We start from the raw sequence: 20,043 nt of genomic DNA, 5'->3' as shown, positions 1-20,043 counted from the left end.
CCTAACTGGCCGTACGGCGGATCCGCCCCGCGTAGTGCTTCTCCAGTTGGAGGTTGCCCTCGAAGCCCCCGGGGACGTTCGCGGAGACGTACACCGGGGGGCGGCGGCCGTCGGCGAGCAGGAGGGCGCCGGCCTCGGCGACCGCCATCTGGACCAGCATGACGGCGGTGAGGCTGGAGATCGCGCAGACGGCTCCGCCGCCGGGGAGTTCGAGGAGGGCGTCGCCACTGGGGGCGGCGTTGTCCAGGACGACGTCGGCGAGGTCGACGAGCTTGCGGCCGCTGGGGTGGGTGGCGTCGACGGACCGGGTGTGGGCGAGGGAGGTGATGGCGAGGATGCGGTGGCCGTGTGCCTTGGCCCGGAGCGCCATCTCCACGATCACGCTGTTGACCCCGGAGTTGGAGACGATCACGAAGAGATCCTCGGGGCGCGGCGAGGCCAGCGCGTAGAGGCGGTCGGCGACGCCGGGCCGCCGCTCCAGGAGCGGGTCGTCGAGGACCGAGGGGTCCTCGCGCCCGAAGAGCACCAGATCGGCGATCTGCAGCCGGTTGGTGGGCACCAGGCCGCCGGCCCGGCCGGCGATCTCCAGTACGGCGGCCTGCGAGTGGCCGGTGCCGAATGCCTGGATCACACCGTCTGCTGACACGCAGTCCGCGATCAGCCGCGCCGCCGCCGCCACCTGGGGCCGGGCCGCTTCAGTGAGGTCCTGAAGGACCGCCAGGCTCTCGCGGGCAAAGCCGGCGGCGTTGACGGATTCAGCGGACACGCGACACTCCCGGTGGCTTGAGTCATCAAAGATACGTAACTTATATGAATCACTGAACCATAGAGCCGCACCAACGGACAAGCTTCAGCCGGTCCGATGCCCGCACGCGGTCGTGAATTTCAGGTGGTCACGCCTTTGGTGGCTGGTACATTCGTGCTCTTGAGCATGCACAGAACGAGGAGATCGCGAACACCATGGAACGGACAGCCCCCGGCCCCGCCGTGGCCTCCACAGACGTCACCGTGCTGATCCGGACGGAGCTGCCCCGGCTGGCCGGCTCGCTGCGGAAGGTGGCGGAGCTGATCCTCGCCGACCCGACCGCCGTCGCCCACACCTCCGCCGCCGAACTGGGCCGCCGCACCGGGACCTCGCAGGCCACTGTCACCCGTTTCTGCCGGGCCATCGGCCTGGACTCCTACCAGCACCTGCTGATCGAACTGGCCAAGGAGCGCGGGCGCGGCGAGACCTCGGACTGGAGCAATGCCGAGATCGGCCCCGACATCTCTCCCGACGACAGCCTTGAGCGCGTGGTCAACGTCGTCGGCCACGCCGATCTTCGGGCCGTGCAGCAGACCATCGAACGCATCGACCTCGACGCCCTGGAGCGGGCCGCCCAGGCCATCGCCCGTGCCCGGCGGATCGACGTCTACGGCGTCGGCGGCAGCGGCGCCGTGGCGCTGGAGACCGAGGTGCGGCTGTTCCGGATCGGCTGCGCGGTGCGCGGCTGGAACGAGGTGCACGCCGCGGCGACCTCGGCCGCCCTGCTCACCCCGTCCGACGTCGCCATCGGCATCTCCCATTCCGGCTCCACCCGGGAGACCCTGGAGCCCTTCGAACTGGCCAAGGAGCGGGGCGCCACCACCGTGGCGATCACCGCGGACCCGCGGTCGCCGCTCGCCCGCGCAGCCGACATCCGGCTCATCTCCTCCTCCGCCGAGACCAGCTTCCGCACGGGCAGCATCGGCGCCCGGCACTCGGTTCTGGTTCTGATCGACTGCCTGTACGTACGGGTCGCCCAGCTGTCGTACACCAGGGCCAGCGCCTCGCTCGCCCTCACGGATCACATCAGCCCGCAGCACTCGGCGAAGTCGCGCCGCAACCGGTGACACGGTCGCGCTGCAGATTTGATCCACCACAATTTTCTCTGGATGGTTGATTGAACCAACCGCCGGTGCCAGGATTCCCCCATGCGCGTCAACTCTGTGGAGTCCACCCAGCTCTTCACCGGCACCCTGGAGCAGCCCCTCCAGGTACTGCTCGTCGAGACAGCCCACCTGCCCGGCCGCACCGTCCGGCTGACCGTCGAGGGGCCCCAGGTCCGCGGCGTTGGGGAGACGACGGCCACGACCGGGGACGACGGCACCGTGCGCGCCGAGGTCCCGGTCACCACCGGGCTGCGGCCCGGGGAGCGGTGCCCGGTGACGGTACGCGCGCAGGACGCCGACGAACCGGATCAGTCGGCGCAGTGGCAGGGCGAGTTCGAGGCCGCCGAACCGGGCTGGACCATGTTCATGGTCAGCCACTTCCACTACGACCCGGTCTGGTGGAACACCCAGGGCGCCTACACCGAGACCTGGGACGTCGCGGACGACCCGGGCCGCACCGGACTGCCGGCCCGCACCTTCGACTCGCGCGGCCAGTCCGGGTTCAGCCTGGTGCGGGCCCACTGCGACCTGGCCCGACGCGACCCCGCGTACACCTTCGTACTCGCGGAGATCGACTACCTCAAGCCCTACTGGGACGCCTTCCCCGAGGAGCGCGCCTTCCTGCGGGAGCTGATCCGCACCGGCCGCGTGGAGATCATGGGCGGCACCTACAACGAGCCCAACACCAACCTCACCGGCGCCGAGGCCACGATCCGCAACGCCGTCTACGGCTCGGGCTTCCAGCGCGACATCATGGGCGCCGACCCGAAAACCGCCTGGCAGCTCGACGCCTTCGGCCACGACCCCCAGTTCCCCGGACTGATGGCCGACGCCGGGCTCGACTCCAGCTCCTGGGCGCGGGGCCCCTTCCACCAGTGGGGACCGACGCTCGCCGTCTTCGGCGAGCAGCCCAAGGACCCGACTCGCATGCAGTTCCCCGCCGAGTTCTCCTGGATCGCGCCATCGGGGCGCGGGCTGCTCACGGCGTACATGGTCAACCACTACGGGGCGGGCTGGGCGATCGACAACGCCCCGGACCTCGCCGGGGCGGAAGCGGCCGCGTACCGGCTGTTCAAGGGGCTCAAGCAGGTCGCGCTCACCAAGAACGTGCTGCTGCCGGTCGGCGGGGACTACGCGCCGCCGTGCCGCTGGGTGATGGACATCCACCGCGACTGGAACGACCGGTATGTGTGGCCGCGCTTCGTCAGCGCCCTGCCCCGCGAGTTCTTCGCCGCCGTACGGGCCGAGCTGGAGGCCGAGGGGCGCCGGCCCTCGCCGCAGACCCGGGACATGAACCCGGTCTACACCGGCAAGGACGTCTCGTACATCGACACCAAGCAGGCGCAGCGGCGCGGCGAGACCCTGCTGGCCGACGCCGAGGCCTGGGCCACCCTCGCCTCGCTGCTGACCGGCCGGGCGTATCCGGACGCGGCTCTGGACAAGGCCTGGCGGCAGCTGGTCTACGGCGCCCACCACGACGCGATCACCGGCTCGGAGTCCGACCAGGTCTACATCGACCTGCTGACCGGATGGCGTGAGCTGGTGGACCTCGCCGAGGAGGTGCACGCCGACGCGACCGGGGCGCTGGCGGACCTGGTCGAGGGCTCGGACACGCCGGACCTGGTGGTGTTCAACCCGGCGACCTGGGAGCGCCGCGACGTCCTGACCGTGGCCGACCCCGGCATGGTGCCGGTCGGCGACGACGGGGCGCCGCTGCCCGCCGTAAGGGAGGACGGCTCGCTGAGTGTCGTCGTACCCGAGGTGCCCGGGATGGGGCTTCGCGCGCTGTCGCTGGCCGGCGGGCAGGTGCCCGGCTGGGAGTCCGGCGAGGGGCTGACGATATCCAACGAGTTCTACGAGCTGACGGTCGACCCGGCGCGCGGCGGCGGGGTCAGCTCGCTGAGGTCTCTGCCGGACGGGCGGGATCTGCTGCGCCCCGGGGACCTCGGGAACGAGATCGTCGTGCAGGAGGAGTACGCGCGCCACCCGAAGTTCGGGGAGGGACCCTGGCACCTCACGCCCACCGGCACGACGGCGGCCCGCAGCCGGGACGTCGCCGCGCAGGTGACCGTCGAGCACTCCCCCGCGGGCTCCCGGATCACCGTGACCTCGGACCTGGGCCTGTTCCGCTGCACACAGCGGCTGACGCTGTGGGCCGGGGTGGCGCGGGTCGACGCGAGCACCACGGTGGACGGCTACGACGGCGCGGACCGGCTGATCCGGGTGCGCTGGCCGTCCGGCGTCCGGGGCGGGCTGCCCGTGCACGAGGTCGCGGACGCGGTGATCGGGCGCGGCTTCGGCTTCGTCGACGTGGACAGCGAGGAGTTCCCCTGGACGCTGGACAACCCGGCGAACAACTGGTTCGGCCTCGGCGCCACCGCCACGGCGGCGGTACGGGACGGACAGGGCGGGCTGCTCGGCCGCCGGGCGGTCGGGGTCGCCGAACTGGTCTTCCCCTCCTGGGACGAGGCGGGCGATCTGGGCGCGCCCCTGGCGGCCGCGCTGGTACGGGCCGGGGTGACCGCCACGTCCTCGGTCGCGGGCGGTCCGCGCTACGGCAACCTGGAGGTGGACTCCAACCTGCCCGACCTGCGGATCGCGGTGGGCACCCCGGAGCGCAACTCGGTCGTCGCGGAGGCGCTGGGCGGCGACACCGCCGAACTCGACCGGCAGTTGGAGGCCCGGGGCGTGGCGGCCGTATGGGTCGCGCCGCGCGCGGGGCTGCGGGAGGAATGGGTGCCCGGGGCGGACCTGCGCCGGCTCGACCAGCTGCCCCTGCTGGTGGTCGCGGGCGTCCGGCCCGAGGACGACGCGAAGGCGGTGGCCGAGCTGATCGCTGACCTCGACGACGCGTCCTTCCAGGTCACGGCGCCGGATTCCGGGACAGCCATCCCCGAGGGCGACGCCTGGGACGGCCACACCTTCGCCGTGCTCAACCGGGGCACCCCGGGGTGCGTCGTGACGACCTCGGGCGACCTGTACATGTCGCTGATGCGCTCCTGCACCGGCTGGCCCTCGGGCATCTGGGTCGACCCGCCGCGCCGCACCGCGCCGGACGGCTCCGCCTTCCAGCTCCAGCGCTGGACCCACACCTTCGACTACGCGGTCCTCGGCGGCGAGGGCGACTGGCGCGCCCTCGGGCTCCCCCGTCACGGGCACGACTTCAACCACCCCCTGACGGCCCGGGTGCGTGACGGCGCCGACGGCACCCTGCCCGAGTCCCTGCCCAGGTCCCTGTCCAGGTCCGCCCGGCTGCTGGCCGTCGAGCCGGAGGGCGAGGTGATCGTGGATGCCCTCAAGCCGGGCGGCTCGCCGCTCGCGCGGGGCAGTGCGGTGCCGTCCGACCCTTCGCGCGGGATCGCGGTACGCGTCCACGAGGTGTCCGGACGGCCGGTACGGGCCCGGCTGAGCGGGCCGCTGGCCTGGACGGAGGCGGCGACCGCCGACGTTCTGGAGAACCCGGGCGAGGCACTGGCGCCGGATCCGGACGGCGGGGTGAGCACCTGCCTGGGCGGCTATGAGGTCGCCACCGTACTGCTGACCCCCGCCGACGGGGCCCGGCCCGCCGGTCCGGGGCCCGGCGCGGCCGCGTACGAGCCCTCCCAGCCCGTCCCCGCCCGGTACTGGCTGCAGAACTCCGGCCCGGCCCCGCGCGGCAATCTCCCGGTCGGGGCCTATCTCTCCCCCATCGCGCTCACCGCCACCGGCCCGGTCACCGCGACCCTGCGGATCGGCTCGGAGTACACCGACGCCCCGGTCTCCGGCACCGTCTCCCTGCAGGTGCCGCCGGGCTGGCGGGCGGAGCCGGAGCAGGTGCCCTTCGCCCTGGGCCCCGGGGGCTTCACCGTCGGCGAGGTCACCGTCGTGCCCGCGCCGGACGCGGCGCCCGGCCGCCACTGGCTCACCGCCCGCCTGGAGCACGGCGGCCAGGCGTACGAGGACGTGGTCGCCCTCGATGTCCCGGGCGCCGGCGCACCGGGGCCGGCTCTGGTCTGCGCCTTGGCCGTCGACCGCGTCACCGTACGGAAGGGGGAGCGCCGCGAAGTGCCCGTGACCGTACGCAACACCAGCCGCGGACCGGTGAACGGCACCGTGTGGGCGCTGTCCCCCTGGGGCACCTGGCCCGGCGTGGCACCCGCCTGCCAGGGCTTCACGGCCGCCCCGGGCGAGGAGACGGAGGTCCCCGTCGTGGTGGACGGCGCGGCCGTGCCCCCGGGCTCGTACTGGCTGATGGCCAAGATCGCCTGGCACGGCAGCGTGGCGTACACCGAGGCCGTGGCCCTGGAGGTGACCGAATGACGCACGCCCACACCCACACCTATGAGGGGGTGGCCGCGCTGGTGCACGGCGCCCCGCTCGGCACCGACCGGGTCGAGGCGCTGCTGGCCGTCACGCCGCCGCGTGACCCGGAGGCGTACCGCGAGGGCCGGGCCCGCGCCGTCCGCCAGCACCGCCGGTGGGCGGCCCAGGTGGTGGTGACCGACGAACTGGCCCGCCGGGCCTGCGCCGAGCTGGGGCTGCGTCCGCCCGAGGACACCGCCCCGCCGGACGTGCTGGCGGTGGACGAGGCCGATGCCGCCGAGCTGGGCAGCATCGTGGCGGCGGCGCTCGCGTACTCCCCCGCCGCGCGGACCCTGCTCGCCCATGTCGAGGCGCTCCAGCACCTTCCCGAGGCCACGCTCCGGGACTACTACCTCCGCAACCCCGACCGCTTCCTGACCCCCGACGCCCTCCGGCGCGGGGCCGACCCCTTCGGCGTTACGGCTCCGGAGGATCTGACGCCGTACCAGGAGGTCCGGGCCGGTATCGAGAAGGAGCTGCGCCAGGCGATGGGCCGGCGTGCGTTCTTCCTCTGGCTGGACCGCGAGCGATCGGACGTCGCGTACTCGCCGGGGTACGAGCATCCCGGCGACCCCAGCCATCCGGATCACGAGCACCGGCACTGACCTGCCGTTTTGCGGATTCGACGCAGCTCGCGACCTGAGCGTCGGAACATAAACGCAACATTGCGGGGCATTGACCTCCGATGAATTCTGGTCCACTGTTTCACCAATACTCGTCCACCTTGGTGGATTGAACCAGCATTCGAGGGCGACTCCCCTGCCGACGAGGTCAGCGGTCGAGGCAGCCCGAACCCCCGCAGGAGGGCCCAGCAATGCGTGTAGGAAGACTGACCGGAACCCTGGCCGGAGTCGTCGTACTGACACTGACCGCGGCAGGCTGCGGCCTGTCGGGCGGCGACTCCGGCAGCGGTGACGCGACCGCCGGCGGCTGCAAGGTCGACAAGGGCAATGTCGGCTCCGGCGCGCTGACAGGTGACATCACGGGCAAGATCACCTTCCAGACCACCAACCTGAAGAAAGACTTCGGGAGCTTCTTCAACGGCGTCATCAAGGCGTTCGAGAAGGCCCACCCGGGCGCCTCCGTCAAGTGGATCGACGACCCGGGCGACTCGCAGTTCACCCAGCGCAATGTCGCGGACGCCCAGGCCTGCACGCTGCCCGACGTGATCAACCTCAACTCCGAGACCGCGACGCCCCTCACCAAGGCCGGCTACCTGCTCAACCTCGCCGTCAAGGACCCCTCCGCCTCCAAGCCCTTCGTCCCGGCGTTCTGGAACTCCAGCACCATGAAGGACGCCTCGGGCGCGTCGGTGCACAGCGTGCTCCCGTGGTACACCGGCGGCATCCTCCTGACGTACAACACCGAGATGCTGAAGAAGTCCGGGATCGACCCGGCGAAGCCGCCGACCACCATCTTCGGGCTGTTCGCCGACTACGAGAAGGTGGCCAAGGCCGCCAAGGGCAAGTACTTCGCCACGATGGCCAACCCGATCTGGCGGATACCGGCCGACTGGGACCAGATGAACATCAAGACGCTGTCCTCCGACGGCAAGTCCGCCGTCTTCGCCAGCGACCCCAGAGCCACCGAGTGGGTCTCCTGGATGGCGAAGCTGTACAAGGAGGGCGCCATGCCGAAGGACTCGCTGTCCTCCAGCAACGACCCCTCCACGCCGTACAGCCAGGGCCAGGTCGCGTACGGTTCGACGAACCCGAGCTTCGTGCGCTTCGTGAAGCAGAACAGCCCGTCGGTCTACGCCAAGACCGGCGTCGGCCAGCAGCCCTTCGACGCGCTCGGCCACACCACCGGTGCCCCGCAGTACATCGGGGTCGCCGCGACCAGCAAGCACGCCGCCACCGCGCTGTCGTTCGCGGAATTCCTCACCAACGCGCAGAACCAGACGGCCTGGTGCAAGGACCCCGCCGTCGTGATCTTCCCGACGACCAAGGCCTCGCTGGACGACCCGTTCTTCACCACGGTGACCGGGAACGATCCCTTCGCGCAGGCCCGCAAGCTGGTCTCCGAGCAGCTCAAGACCACCACCGCCTACCAGACCAACCTCTCCCCGGCCGTGCAGACCGCCATCGTGGCCCAGGTGCAGCTGGCCATGCAGGGCAAGAAGACCGCGGCTCAAGCGGTGAAGGACGCCCAGGACAAGGCCAACGAGCTGCTGAAGCAGGGCAGCTGACAGTGGCGACTCAGATCGTGAAGCCGGTGTCCGGGCCCGGTACGGCGGACAACACCGCCGTACCGGGCGCGGCCCCCGGCCGTCTCGCCCGCCTGGGCCGGGCGCTGCGGCCCGGCCCCGAGCCGGGCGCCAACGGCGCCGCGCTGTACCGCCGCTGGTGGCTGCCCTGGCTGTGGACGGCGCCGGCGGTCTTCTGCGCGGCGGTGTTCGGCGTGTTCCCGTTCTTCAACACGCTGCTGCTGTCCTTCACCAACGCCAAGCCGCTCGGCGGTGCGGCCGGCTTCGTCGGGTTCTCCAACTACACCCGGATGTTCGGTGACTCCGACTTCTGGCTGGCGACCCGCAACAGCCTGCTGTACGCGCTGATCGTGGTGCCGCTGATGGTGCTGCTGCCGCTGCTGCTCGCCGTCCTGGTGGAGAAGAAGCTGCCCGGCATCGGGTTCTTCCGGTCGGCGTTCTACACCCCGGTCCTCGCCTCCAGCGTGGTCGTGGGTCTGAGCTGGCAGTGGCTGCTGGCCGACCAGGGCATGGTCAACACGTGGCTGGAGAAGGCCCATGTGATCAAGGAAGCCATCCCCTTCCTGTCCGACTCCTGGCTCATCCTGCTGTCCGCCATGGGTCTGACGCTGTGGAAGGGCCTCGGCTGGTACATGGTCTTCTACCTGGCCGCGCTCGGGAACGTACCGCAGGAACTGCACGAGGCGGCGTCCATGGACGGCGCCGGCGCGGTCCGGCGCTTCTGGCACATCACCGTTCCGGGCGTGAAGCAGGCCATGATGCTGGTCGGCACCCTCACCGGCATCGGCAGCCTGCGGGTCTTCACCGAGGTCTACATGCTCGGCGGCCCCACCGGCGGCCCCGGCGGCGCCGACCGCACCCTGCCCTTCTACATCCGGGACGTGGGTCTCGACCCGATCACCGGCAACGCCGGCTACGGCTCGGCGGTCAGTGTCGCACTGTTCCTGATGACCCTGGGGCTGACTCTGCTGGCGCAGCGCCTGACGAAGGAGGACGAGTCATGACCAGCCTCACCACCGGGACGGCGGCGGTCCGCGGCGAGCGCCGCGAGCGCCGCGAGCGCCGTCCGCGCTGGCGGGACTACGGCCGTCCCCGGGAGCTGGTGGTCCGCTACCTGCTGCTGCTGTTCGTCCTGGCCATCACCGTCGGGCCGCTGGTCTGGCAGTTCCTGGCATCGCTGAAGGGGACGAGCGAGGACGTCTTCGGCCAGAACGCGTCGCTGCTGCCGCACCACCCGACGCTTCGGGCCTACCGCGAGGTCTTCGGCCAGGTGCCGGTGGACACGTACATCAGGAACAGCCTCATCGTGGTGGTCCTGTCGATCACCAGCCAGCTGCTGTTCTCCACCACGGCCGGCTACATGCTCTCCAAGCCCGCCTGGAAGGGCCGCCGGGCGGTCTGGGTCCTGCTGATCGCCTCCATGATGTTCCCCTTCGAGTCGATCATGGTGTCGCTGTTCCTGAGCATCCACGACCTGGGTCTGGTCGACAACCTGGTGGGCGTCTGGCTTCCCGGGTTCGTCGGTGCCATCAACGTCATGCTCATGCGCGGGGCGTTCCTCGCGGTTCCGCGCGAGATCGAGGACTCGGCGATGCTCGACGGCGCCGGGGAATGGCAGCGCTTCCGGTATCTGTACCTGCCGTCGGCGTGGGGCGCGATCATGGTGGTCACCATCAACACCTTCATCAGCGCCTGGGACGACTTCCTCTGGCCCCTGATCGTGCTGCGCTCTGACAGCCACTTCACGCTGACGCTGGGGCTGGCGCGACTGCAGAGCTCCTCGTTCGGCTACGACCAGCGGGTGGTCATGGCGGGGTCGGTGATCTCGGTGGTGCCGGTTCTGGTGCTTTTCGCGATCACCCAGCGGTGGTTCTACCGGGGGGTGGCGTCGGGGGCGGTCAAGTTCTGACCGGTGCGGTTTCGGTGCCGTCGGTCGGGGTTGCTGGTTCGTCCTCAAACGCCGGACGGGCTGGGTTGGCCTGGGGGTCGGTGCCACCACCGGGGATCTCTCCTCGGCGCTCGCGACTCTGGCACCTTGCTTGTTTGTGCCCGGGATCCTCGCTCGTCGCGCTGCGGGAGAACCCCGGCGTGTCCCCTCCCGGCCGGACGGGAAGTTCAGCCCGTCCGGCGTTTGAGGACACGCCCGCAGGGCGTTCGGGGGTCCGGGGGCTTGCCCCCGGTTTCGGGAAGGGGCGGGGTGGGGGGAAACACCACCGTCAGCCGGTGACGTGGAGCCGCGCGGGCGGCGCCGCGAGCGCGTCGCGCGCGGAGGCGGCGACGCGGATCTCCAGGGTGCCGGGCAGGACGGCGGTGCGGAGGTCCGGGCCGACCTGTTCAAGCTGCTCCGCGCCCAGGGCGAAGCGGACGGTGCGCCGCTCGCCGGGCGCCAGCTCGACCGCGCGGAACGCGCGAAGCTCCAGGGCTCGGGGCCAGACGGGCGTGCGCAGGCGCCGTACGTAGAGCTGCGCGACGGCGCGGCCGGGCAGGGGCCCGGCGTTGGACACCGCGACCTCGCAGGTCAGTTGACCCGAGGCGGGGATCGAGGCGTGCGAGAGCCGGGGCGGGCCGTAGATGAAGCGGGTGTAGGCCAGGCCGTGGCCGAAGGAGTAGAGGGGATCCGCCGAGGTGTCGGCGTAGCCGGTGTACTCGGTGTCCTTGTGGTTGTAGTAGACGGGCAGTTGACCGGCGGACCTGGGTACGGAGACGGGGAGCCGGCCGGTGGGCCCGGTGTGGCCGAGGAGCACCTCGGCGATGGCCTGGCCGCCCCAGGGGCCCGGGTACCAGGCCGTCAGCAGCGCGGAGGCGAGCTGGGCGGCCTCGGGGACGGCGTGCGGGCGGCCCTGGAGGAGTACGACGACGGCCAGGGTGCCGGTGGCGGCGACCGCGCGCAGGAGTTCGCGCTGGGCGGCGCCGAGCCGCAGGGAGGCCAGGTCGACGCCTTCGCCGCAGGTCATCTCGGACACCGGTGCCAGGGCGGCGCCGTTGGCGTCGAATTGGGTGTCCGTGGTGCGGGCGCTGCTGCCGCCCAGGACGAGTACGGCGATGTCGGCCGCGCTCGCGAGGGCGACCGCCCCGGGGATGCCGGAGGTGTCACCGCCGGTGAGGGCGCAGCCGGCGGCGTGGCTGACGAGGGTGCCCGGCGGGGCGAGCCGGAGCAGTCCGTCGAGGACGCTGGTGCCTGTGCCGTCCCGCTGGGGGGCCGTGTAGTCGCCGAGCTGGTGGGCGGTGGTGGCGGCGTGCGGTCCGAGGACGGCGATGCGGCCGGTGCGGGGCGGGATCGGAAGCGTGGCGCCGTCGTTGTGGAGCAGGGTGACGCAGGAGCGGGCGAGCGCGGTGCTCAGCTCACGGCCGGCTGCCGGGTCAGCGGGGGGACCGGCGTCGTAGGGCCGTTCGAACAGGCCGAGGCGGAACTTGAGCCGCAGGATGCGGGCGACGGCGGCGTCCACCGTGCGCTCGTCCACCAGGCCCTGGGCCACGGCTTCCTCGAGGCGGGTGAAGCCCTCGTCCCACAGGCTGAGGTCGATGCCGGAGTTCAGGGCGAGGGCGCCGGCCGAGACGGGGTCGCCGGTGATGCGGGCGAGCCGGTCGATGGCGAGGCCGTCGGCCATGACGAGGCCCTGGAAGCCCCAGTGGCCGCGCAGCAGCCCGTCGAGGAGGGCGCGGTTGCCGGTGCAGGGGAGGCCGTCGACCTCGTTGTACGCGGACATGACGCCGGCTGCTCCGGCCCGGACTCCGGCGCGGGCGGCGGGGAGGTGGATCTCGTGCAGCTCGCGCGGTCCGAGCTCGGTCTCGGCGGAGTTGCGGCCGCCGACGGTCGCGCCCTGCCCGGCGAAGTGCTTGAGGACGACGGCGGCCCGGTCGGGTGCGAACGGCCCGCCGTCGCAGCCGGATTCGCCCTGCATGCCGCGTACGAGCGCCCCGGTCAGCTCGGCGGCCAGGTGCGGGTCCTCGCCGAAGCACTCCTCCGTGCGGCCCCAGCGGGGGTCGCGGGCGATGTCGAGGGCCGAGACGAGGGCGATGTGGCCGCCCCGGGCGCGCAGTTCGGCGGCGGCGTGGGCGGCGGCGCGGCCGTACAGCTCCGGGTCCCAGGTGGCGCCGACGGCGAGGTTGACGGGGAGGACCGTGCCGTCCAGGGCCATGTGGCCGTGCGGGACCTCCTCGACGAGCAGTGCGGGGATGCCGAGGCGGCTGCTCGCGATAACGTGCCGCTGTACCAGGGCGGCGAGCTCGGCGCCGGTGTCCGCGCCGGGGCCGGTGCCGGGGCCGACGCCCGACCAGGCGTCGGCGCGGAAGAGTCCGTACAGGGCGCCGAGTCCGGCGAAGCGCTCGGTCTCGGCGTGGAGGGCGTCGGTGAGCTCGAAGCCGCCGGGGGTACGGCGGTAGGCGTCCCAGCCGTACATGCGCTGGTTGAGCTGGCCGACCTTCTCGCGCAGGGTCATCCGGGCGAGCAGGTCGCGGACGCGGTCGTCGACGGGGGCGTGAGGGTCGCGGTACAGGGCGGCGTCCTTGGCGGCGTCCCGAGCGGGGGTCAGCATGCCGGCAGCCGTCGGTACGCGATCCGGGCGAGGGCGACCGCGCCGCGCCGTCCGTCCTCGGCCCAGTCGGCGCGCAGGCCGAGGGCGTCGAGGTGCGGGGCCAGGCGTGCGGTCAGCGGGCCGTCGGGGCCGAGGAGGCCTCCGGTGCCGACGAGGCGCTCACCGGGGCGGGGGTGCAGGGTCCGTACGGTGTCGGCGAGGAGTTCGGCGGCATCGTCGAGGATCGCCGCGGCCACCGGGTCGCCGTCGCGGGCGGAGTCGGCGACGAGCGGGGCGAGCCGGGCCAGCCGGACGGGCGGCTCGGACATGACGGCGGGGAGCAGCCGTGCCCGGTAGGCCTCGCGCTGCGGGTCGGACCAGGCTTCGGCGGGGCCTTCGGGGAGCTGCCTGCCGGGCAGCAGGGCGTGGCCGACGGCGGCGGTGAGTGCGGTGGGCCTGCCGCGCCCGTGCCCCATGTTCAGTGCCGCGCGCACCGCGCTGCGTCCGATCCAGAAGCCGCTGCCGTCGTCGCCGAGCAGCCAGCCGTTGCCGTCGGCTGTGGCGGTGATGGCGCGGTCCTGGATGCGGGCGGCGACCGAGCCGGTGCCGGCCACGAGGGCCAGTCCCTCGGCGGGGGTGCCGGGGGCGGAGGCGAAGCAGGCTTCGAGGTCGCTGCAGACCTCGACCACGGCCGGGGTGATGCCGAGCCGGCGGCAGGCCGTGGCCAGCGCGGCCAGGGCGGCCACCCGTCCCGGTTCGTCGTCGGGGGTCCGGGCCGCACCGGCGAAGCCCGCGCCGACGGCCACGACCTGGCCGCGCAGGCCTGCCGGTACCGCTTCCCCGATGGCCCAGGCGAGGTGATCGGCCAGATCCGCCGGGGTGACGGTGAGGGCGTTGCCCGGCCCGGCGACGCCCTCGGACCACACGGCGCCGCTCGCGTGGGCGAGGACGGCACGGGTACGGGTGCCGCCCGCGTCGAGGCCGACGACGAGATTCTGGTTCAAATTATTGTTCATTGGCAACCATGGTGGTTGATACATTCACGGGACACAAGCCCCGAAGGAGGACCCCATCAGTGCTCCCCCGCGCTTCGGCGTCAACTACACCCCGCGCCGCGGCTGGTTCCACGCGTGGCACGACTTCGATCCGGCGGCCGCCCGCGAGGACCTCGCCCAGATAGCGGACCTCGGCCTGGACCACATCCGGGTCTTCCACCTGTGGCCGCTGCTCCAGCCCAACCGCACCCTCATCCGCTCCGCCGCCGTGGACCAGCTCGTCGGGCTCGTGGACCTGGCCGCCGAGGCGGGGCTCGACGTCATGGTGGACGGCGTCCAGGGCCATCTGTCGAGCTTCGACTTCTACCCGTCGTGGACCCAGACCTGGCACCAGCGGAACGTCTTCACCGACCCCGGGGCCGTGCAGGCGCAGGCCGAGCTGTTGCGCGTCCTCGGCCGGGCCATGGCCGGGCGGCCGAACCTGATCGGGCTCCAGCTGGGCAACGAGCTCAACAACCTGGTCGAGCACAACCCGGTCACCGTCGAGCAGGTCGACGCCTACCTCGACACCCTGCTCGCCGCCGCCCGCGACGGCCTGTCGGGGGGCCGCCCCGGACTGCTGGCCACCCACTCGGCGTACGACGCCGCCTGGTACGGCGACGACCATCCCTTCACCCCCGAGGCCTCCGCCCGCAAGGGCGACCTCACCACCGTCCACCCCTGGGTGTTCTCCGGCGACTGCGCCCGCCGCTACGGCCCCCGTTCCCCCCAGGTGCTGCACCTCGCCGAGTACGGCGTCGAGCTGGCGAAGGCGTACGCCGACGACCCCGCCCGCCCGGTGTGGGTGCAGGAGACCGGCGCCCCCGAGCCGCACATCCCGGCCGAGGCGGCCCCGGACCTGGCCCGCGCGACCGTGCTCAACGCGGCGGACTGCACCGGGCTGTGGGGGGTGACCTGGTGGTGCTCCCACGACGTGGACCGTTCCCTGGCGGACTACCCGGAGCTGGAGTACACCCTCGGGCTGTTCGACTCGGCGGGCGCCGCCAAGCCGATCGCCCACGCGCTCGCCGAGACGGTGGCTCAGCTGCGCAAGAACCCACCCGCGCCCGCACCGCGCGACTCGGCGCTCGTGCTGGACTGCACGCCCGCCACCCGGTCGGTCTCCGGCCCGGGCGGGGCGTTCTTCGAGACGTGGATGCGGCTGCGCGAGCAGGGGGCGCGGCCCGCCGTGGTCCTCGCCTCCCGCGCGCAGGACGCGCCCTACCTGGCGGCGCGCGGGATCACCGAGCTGCTGCGGCCCTGAATCCGGTGAGCACCTCGGCCGCGGCCCGCAGATTCGTGCGGCCGCGGCCGTAGGTGCACAGCATCTCGTGACCGCCGGCGCCGGGCTCCGGCAGGCCGGTGAACACCCGTACGGCGTCCGGCCGCGCGGACAGCAGGGCGTCCCGGAGCCGGGCCTGCCACGGATACAGCGAGGCGTCGCACTCGGCGACCACCAGCGGCCTGGCCGCGGCGGCCCGCAGCAGGGCGGCGGCCAGGTCGCCGCCGGCCTCCGACGGGTTCGTCACCGCCACGCCCATGGACATCGGGTCCCGGGCCTGAACCTCGGACGCGAAGTCCTCGCCTCCCCAGTTCAGCGCGGGGTGCGGCGGCGGGAACAGGTCCACGACGAAGGCCCCGCGCACCGCCGCGGGCACCGGGCGGGAGCGGACCGCCCGGCGAGCGGCCTCCAGCCCGGCCGCGGCGTCCCAGGGCCCCGGATCCGCGCCCGGGGCGGTGTAACGCCCGGCCAGCCGCCGGACGCGCCCCGCCGCCTCGATGACCCGCTCGGCGGGCAGCCGGCCGTCGGCCAGCGCGCCCAGCACCGCGTCCCGGCACTCCAGGGTCGTCCGCAGCTCCGGTACGGCGACGATCACCTGGTCGGCCCCGGCCGCGAGCGCGATCCGGGCTCCGGCCGACTCGCCGTAGCTGTCGGCGATGGCCTTCATCTCCAGCGCGTCGGTCACCACGACCCCGTCGTAGCCCAGTTCGCCGCGCAGCAGTTCGGTCAGGATCCGGCGGCTCAGCGTCGCCGGGCGGCCCGGGTCGAGCTGGGGGAACACCACATGCGCGCTCATCAGCATCGGCACGCCCGCCTCGATCGCGGCCCGGAAGGGGTCCAGGTCGAGCTCCTCGTACGGGCGCGGGTCCACCGCGATGTCGTGGTGGCTGTCGGTGGTGGTGCCGCCGTGCCCGGGGAAGTGCTTGGCGCAGGACGCGATGCCGCGCGCGTCGGTGGCGGCGATCCAGGCCCGCAGATGGCGGGCGGCGAGAGCGGGGTCCACGCCGAAGGCCCGTGTGCGCACGATCGGGTTGCGCGGGTCGTGCTGGATGTCGGCGACGGGCGCGTACGAGGCCGTGATGCCGAGCGAGGCCAGGTGGCCGGCGAGCGCGTCGGCGCAGCGCGCGGTGAGGCCGGTGTCGTCGGCCACTCCGAGCGCCCAGTTGCCGGGCACTTCGGGTGCTCCGGCGGCGGTGAGGTGGCCGATGCCGCCGCCCTCGTTGTCGATGGCGACCATGAGGTCGGGCCGCAGGGCCCGCAGGCTGTCGGTGAGCGCGCGGACCTGCCCGGCGTCCCGGACATTGCGGGTGAAGAGGATGACGCCGCCCAGGCCGCGTTCGATCAGCCGCTTCAGCGGGTCCGGGACGGTGGTGGTGCCGTCGAATCCGGCCACCAGGCAGCGGTGCGCGGCCTCGTCGAGGTCGGCGGGCAGGGACGGGGCGGATGCGGCGGGCGCGAGTCGGGTCACCCTTGACATCTTTTGGTTTATCGAGCCGAAAGTCAACGCACTCAAGGAATGATTCAACCGAAACTCCGGACGGGCCCCGGCGACCCGGGGCCCGTCCGGCAACTGAGAACAACTAGCCGACGACCGTGATCCCGATCGGATACGTGCCGACCTTGATCGCCGGGCCGGTCTCCCCGCTGGACATCACGATCGGCACCACCTCGTTGACCGCCCCGACGGCCGCGTAGGCCACCGTCCCGTCGGCGCTGAAGGCGACCTGCGTGGGCTGCAGGGCCAGCAGGACGGTCCGGGCCACCCTGCCCGTGGCGAGGTCGACGAAGACCGCGGTGTAGGCGTTGTTCACGCCCACCGCCAGGGTCTTCCCGTCCGGGCTGACCGTGAGCCCGAAGGGCGCGCCGCCGACGTCGATCGGGGTTCCCGGCTGCCGGGTGGCGGTGGAGATGGGCAGGACCGTACGGGCGGTCTGCTGCCCCACGTAGACCGTGCTGCCGTCCTGGCTGATCGTGATGCCGAACGGGCTGTCGGCGACCGGGATCGGGGTCTGCGCGGTACGGGAGGCGGTGTCGACCGGGACGACCGCGTTGCCGCTGCGGCAGGCGACCCACAGGGTGCTGCCGTCCGGGCTGATGGTGACGTTCTCCGGGCCGGCGGCGACAGGGATCTCGGGGCCGGCGGTGAGAGTGGCGAGGTCGATGGGCTGGACGGCGTTGTCGCTGTAGGCGGAGGCCCAGAGCGTCTTTCCGTCGGGTGACAGGGCGAGGCCGGCCGGGGTGGTGCCCATCGGTACGGTCGCCGTGACCCTGCGGGTGGCGGTGTCGATCACGGTGACCGACGCGGACCCCTGGTTGGCGACGTAGAGCGTGCTGCCCGAGGGGTCGGCGATGACCGTGCCGGGCAGCTTGCCGACGGCGATGGCGTCGCCCGTGGTGTTGGTGGCCAGGTCGATGGGGGTCACGGTGCCGGAGACGAAGTCGGCGTCGAACGCGGTGGCGTCCTTCAGACTCGCGGCGGTGGTCATGACGGTGCCGGTCGCGCCCGCGTCGAAGCCGCTGCCGCTGATGACGGCGCGCAGCTGCGTGAAGTCGGTCGTCACGTCCTCGGGTGCGGTCACCGTCCACTTCAGGGTGGCGCTCATCCCGGCCTCCAGCCGCGAGGGCGTGGTACCGGTCTGATCGGCCGTCCAGCCGTCCGGCATGCGCAGCGAGACGTCCGTCAGGGACACCGGCCCGCTCCCGTAGTTGGTCACCGACGCCGAGGCCGTGGTGCGGCCGCCGGCGGGAACCACCGCGTCGGCCGGGGTGAGCACGGCCGCCACCTGGGAGGCCGCGGCCCGCAGCGTCCATCGCTGCCCGGCGGCGCCGGTGTCGTAGCGCTGTACGAACGCCGAGCCCGCGGCGCCGGCCGGCGCGGTGAGCACCCGGCCGCTGAGGACCGACCGCAGGATCAGTCCCGACGAGGTCTGCTCGGCAAGCCATTTCTGGCTGTCGGGCAAGGAGTCGCAGTCCGTGGTGACGATCTGCGCGTCCTGGCCGTACGACTCACCGGCCACCGTCGCGCAGCGGCCGTCCGCCGCCGAGCGGAGCGTGTAGACGCCCTCGGAGTCCTCGGTGAGCAGCCAGTCGCCGGTGCCGCCGGGCGCGGCGCCGGTGACGACGGATCCCCTGCGGTCCTCGGCCCCGCTCGCGAGGGCGTACGAACCGCTCGCCGCGCGCAGGGTGTAGACCTTGTCCGCCGTGACGGCGCCGGAGTGCGTGTAGCCCGGCGCGTGGCCGATGGCCTGCTCGACGGTCTGGAAGTCGGCGTAGGAGGCGACGAGCGGGGTGCCGCCCCAGTTCTTCTGCGCCAGCGCCCGCAGCGGGCCGAACATGCCCTGCTCGGTCTGTGCCTGGCTGTCGCCGTGTGCGGCGGGCCATACGCCCATCGCCGAACCGAGCAGGTGCGGGTCGTCGGCGGGGAGGGTCTGGCCGCCGCTGAACAGGCCCGGGGTGAAGGTCTCGTAGATCCACTGGGCGTTGGGCGGGCCGCCCTCGGCGTAGTAGAGGGAGTCCGAGACGTTGACGATGTCGTTGCCGTTGGCGCTGATCTGGGCCGGGGTCATGCGGCCGTCCTGCTTGATCCAGTAGTCGACGACGACGCCCGGGTCCAGCTTGGTCGGCATCCCGGTGAAGTACTGGTCGTTCCAGACGTGCAGGGTGCGGTGCTTGGCCGCGATGTACTTGTGGATCCGGTTCTGCCACAGCACCCAGGAGTCCGCGGCGGGGGCGCCCGAACCGGCCTGGCTCTGCGTCCACTTGACCAGCTCGGGGTACTTCTCGTAGTCGGCGGCGCTGCTGACGTACTCGTCGCCGCCGCCGTACCACTCGGTGCCGGGGAACTGCGGCAGCTGCTCGTCGACCAGGCTCTTGACGTACGGAAGGGCGGCGGGGTCGGCCATGTTCAGCTTGTCCGGCTTGGCCGCGCCCGTGTCGTCCACGGCCTGGAGCTCGGGGTGGGCGGCCAGGTAGTAGTCCATGTGGCTGGGCGAGGTGACCTGCTGGACGACCTGGACGTGGTAGCGCCGGCCGGCGCTGACGATCCGCTTCACCTGCTCCGGCGAGTACAGCGGGGCGCTGGTGGAGTTGTTCTCCGGGTGGACCGTGCTGGAGATCCGCATCTCCAGGTGCAGCTGGTTGTACTTCAGGTACGACATGTCCTTGATGAGCCGCTGCAGCCAGGGCACGGAGAAGAACTTGGCGCAGTTGCAGACCGAGATGCCGCGATACGGATAGTCCGGCCAGTCCTTCGCCGAGCCCGCCGGGACCGTGAGGCCCTGGGTGAGCAGTTGCAGCATCGAGCGGGTGCCCCAGAACACGCCCTCGCCGGTGGCTCCGGCGATCACTGCGGTGGCGCCGATCGTGAGGGTGTATCCCTCGGCTCTGGGCCGTACGGAGGTGTCGGTGCGCAGCACGATGTCGTGCGGGCGCGGTGCGCCCCGCCCCACCCGGACATGGTGCCCGGTGAGTTCGGACAGGTCGGCGGCGAAGGTCCGGGCGGTGGCCGCGAGCGCCGGGTCGGCGGCGATGACGCGGGTGGCGGGGCCGGCGGTGAAGGACCCGGCGGCGCCGGTCCACTGTTTCAGCGCCGGTACGGTCCAGGGTCTGGCGCTCTGCGCGGCGGCGGCGCCCGGCGGCCCGGCGGGCATGATCCCCAGGGCCATGGCGAGGGCCGCGACGAACGGCAGCAGAAATCGGCGGATCGTGCTCATGCGGAACTCCTGTCGGACGGCGGATTCCGTGCTCCTGAGACAC

At 72.6% G+C, this 20,043-nt stretch carries 12 protein-coding genes; 7 read left to right on the top strand and 5 right to left on the bottom strand.

The annotated features are described in order from the left end of the window. Position 1: 1 nt before the first annotated feature. Positions 2-766 (bottom strand): sugar isomerase domain-containing protein, encoded by a 765-nt coding sequence (locus tag OG607_RS43635; protein WP_405735833.1) that lies wholly within the window; start codon positions 764-766, stop codon positions 2-4. Between the two features lie 221 nt (positions 767-987). On the opposite strand from OG607_RS43635, the gene OG607_RS43630 reads away from it, so the two are divergent. From OG607_RS43630 to OG607_RS43605, 6 genes are all read left to right on the top strand, one after another. Next, complete coding sequence (locus tag OG607_RS43630) at positions 988-1,872, top strand: MurR/RpiR family transcriptional regulator (protein WP_405737454.1); 885 nt, start codon at positions 988-990, stop codon at positions 1,870-1,872. An 81-nt stretch (positions 1,873-1,953) separates the two neighbouring features. Further along, positions 1,954-6,210, top strand: a complete 4,257-nt coding sequence (locus OG607_RS43625) for an NEW3 domain-containing protein (RefSeq protein ID WP_405735830.1) — start codon at positions 1,954-1,956, stop codon at positions 6,208-6,210. Then, positions 6,207-6,857: a peptidyl-prolyl cis-trans isomerase gene (locus OG607_RS43620; protein ID WP_405735827.1), complete on the top strand. Its 651-nt coding sequence runs from the start codon at positions 6,207-6,209 to the stop codon at positions 6,855-6,857. The genes OG607_RS43625 and OG607_RS43620 overlap by 4 nt, the downstream gene beginning before the upstream one ends. Positions 6,858-7,066: 209 nt before the next feature. After that, on the top strand, positions 7,067-8,440 hold the full coding sequence (locus OG607_RS43615) for an extracellular solute-binding protein (protein ID WP_405735825.1): 1,374 nt from the start codon (positions 7,067-7,069) through the stop codon (positions 8,438-8,440). A 2-nt stretch (positions 8,441-8,442) separates the two neighbouring features. Continuing rightward, complete coding sequence (locus tag OG607_RS43610; protein WP_405735822.1) at positions 8,443-9,462, top strand: carbohydrate ABC transporter permease; 1,020 nt, start codon at positions 8,443-8,445, stop codon at positions 9,460-9,462. Beyond that, positions 9,459-10,367, top strand: coding sequence for a carbohydrate ABC transporter permease (locus tag OG607_RS43605; protein WP_405735820.1), 909 nt, complete (start codon positions 9,459-9,461; stop codon positions 10,365-10,367). Before OG607_RS43610 ends, OG607_RS43605 begins: the two co-directional genes overlap by 4 nt. A gap of 307 nt (positions 10,368-10,674) precedes the next feature. Here OG607_RS43605 and OG607_RS43600 read toward each other — a convergent pair whose 3' ends face one another. Continuing rightward, a complete protein-coding gene (locus OG607_RS43600) occupies positions 10,675-12,993 on the bottom strand; it encodes a glycoside hydrolase family 3 N-terminal domain-containing protein (protein WP_405735817.1) in 2,319 nt (772 codons plus the stop codon). Then, the gene (locus OG607_RS43595; RefSeq protein ID WP_405735815.1) at positions 12,987-13,988 is read right to left on the bottom strand and encodes an N-acetylglucosamine kinase; all 1,002 of its coding nucleotides are present in this window, start codon (positions 13,986-13,988) and stop codon (positions 12,987-12,989) included. The genes OG607_RS43600 and OG607_RS43595 overlap by 7 nt, the downstream gene beginning before the upstream one ends. 22 nt (positions 13,989-14,010) lie before the next feature. On the opposite strand from OG607_RS43595, the gene OG607_RS43590 reads away from it, so the two are divergent. Continuing rightward, positions 14,011-15,270, top strand: a complete 1,260-nt coding sequence (locus OG607_RS43590; RefSeq protein ID WP_405737452.1) for a glycosyl hydrolase — start codon at positions 14,011-14,013, stop codon at positions 15,268-15,270. Here the strand turns inward: OG607_RS43590 and OG607_RS43585 are convergent. After that, positions 15,248-16,756, bottom strand: a complete 1,509-nt coding sequence (locus tag OG607_RS43585; protein WP_405735812.1) for a glycoside hydrolase family 3 protein — start codon at positions 16,754-16,756, stop codon at positions 15,248-15,250. The genes OG607_RS43590 and OG607_RS43585 overlap by 23 nt on opposite strands. Before the next feature lie 112 nt (positions 16,757-16,868). Further along, complete coding sequence (locus OG607_RS43580) at positions 16,869-20,000, bottom strand: family 20 glycosylhydrolase (RefSeq protein ID WP_405735811.1); 3,132 nt, start codon at positions 19,998-20,000, stop codon at positions 16,869-16,871. Positions 20,001-20,043 lie beyond the last annotated feature (43 nt).

The organism is Streptomyces sp. NBC_01537 (assembly GCF_045040445.1).
Taxonomy (GTDB): Bacteria; Actinomycetota; Actinomycetes; order Streptomycetales; family Streptomycetaceae; genus Actinacidiphila.
Note: the sequence above shows the minus strand (reverse complement) of the source record. Positions and strands in the feature narration are given on the sequence as shown.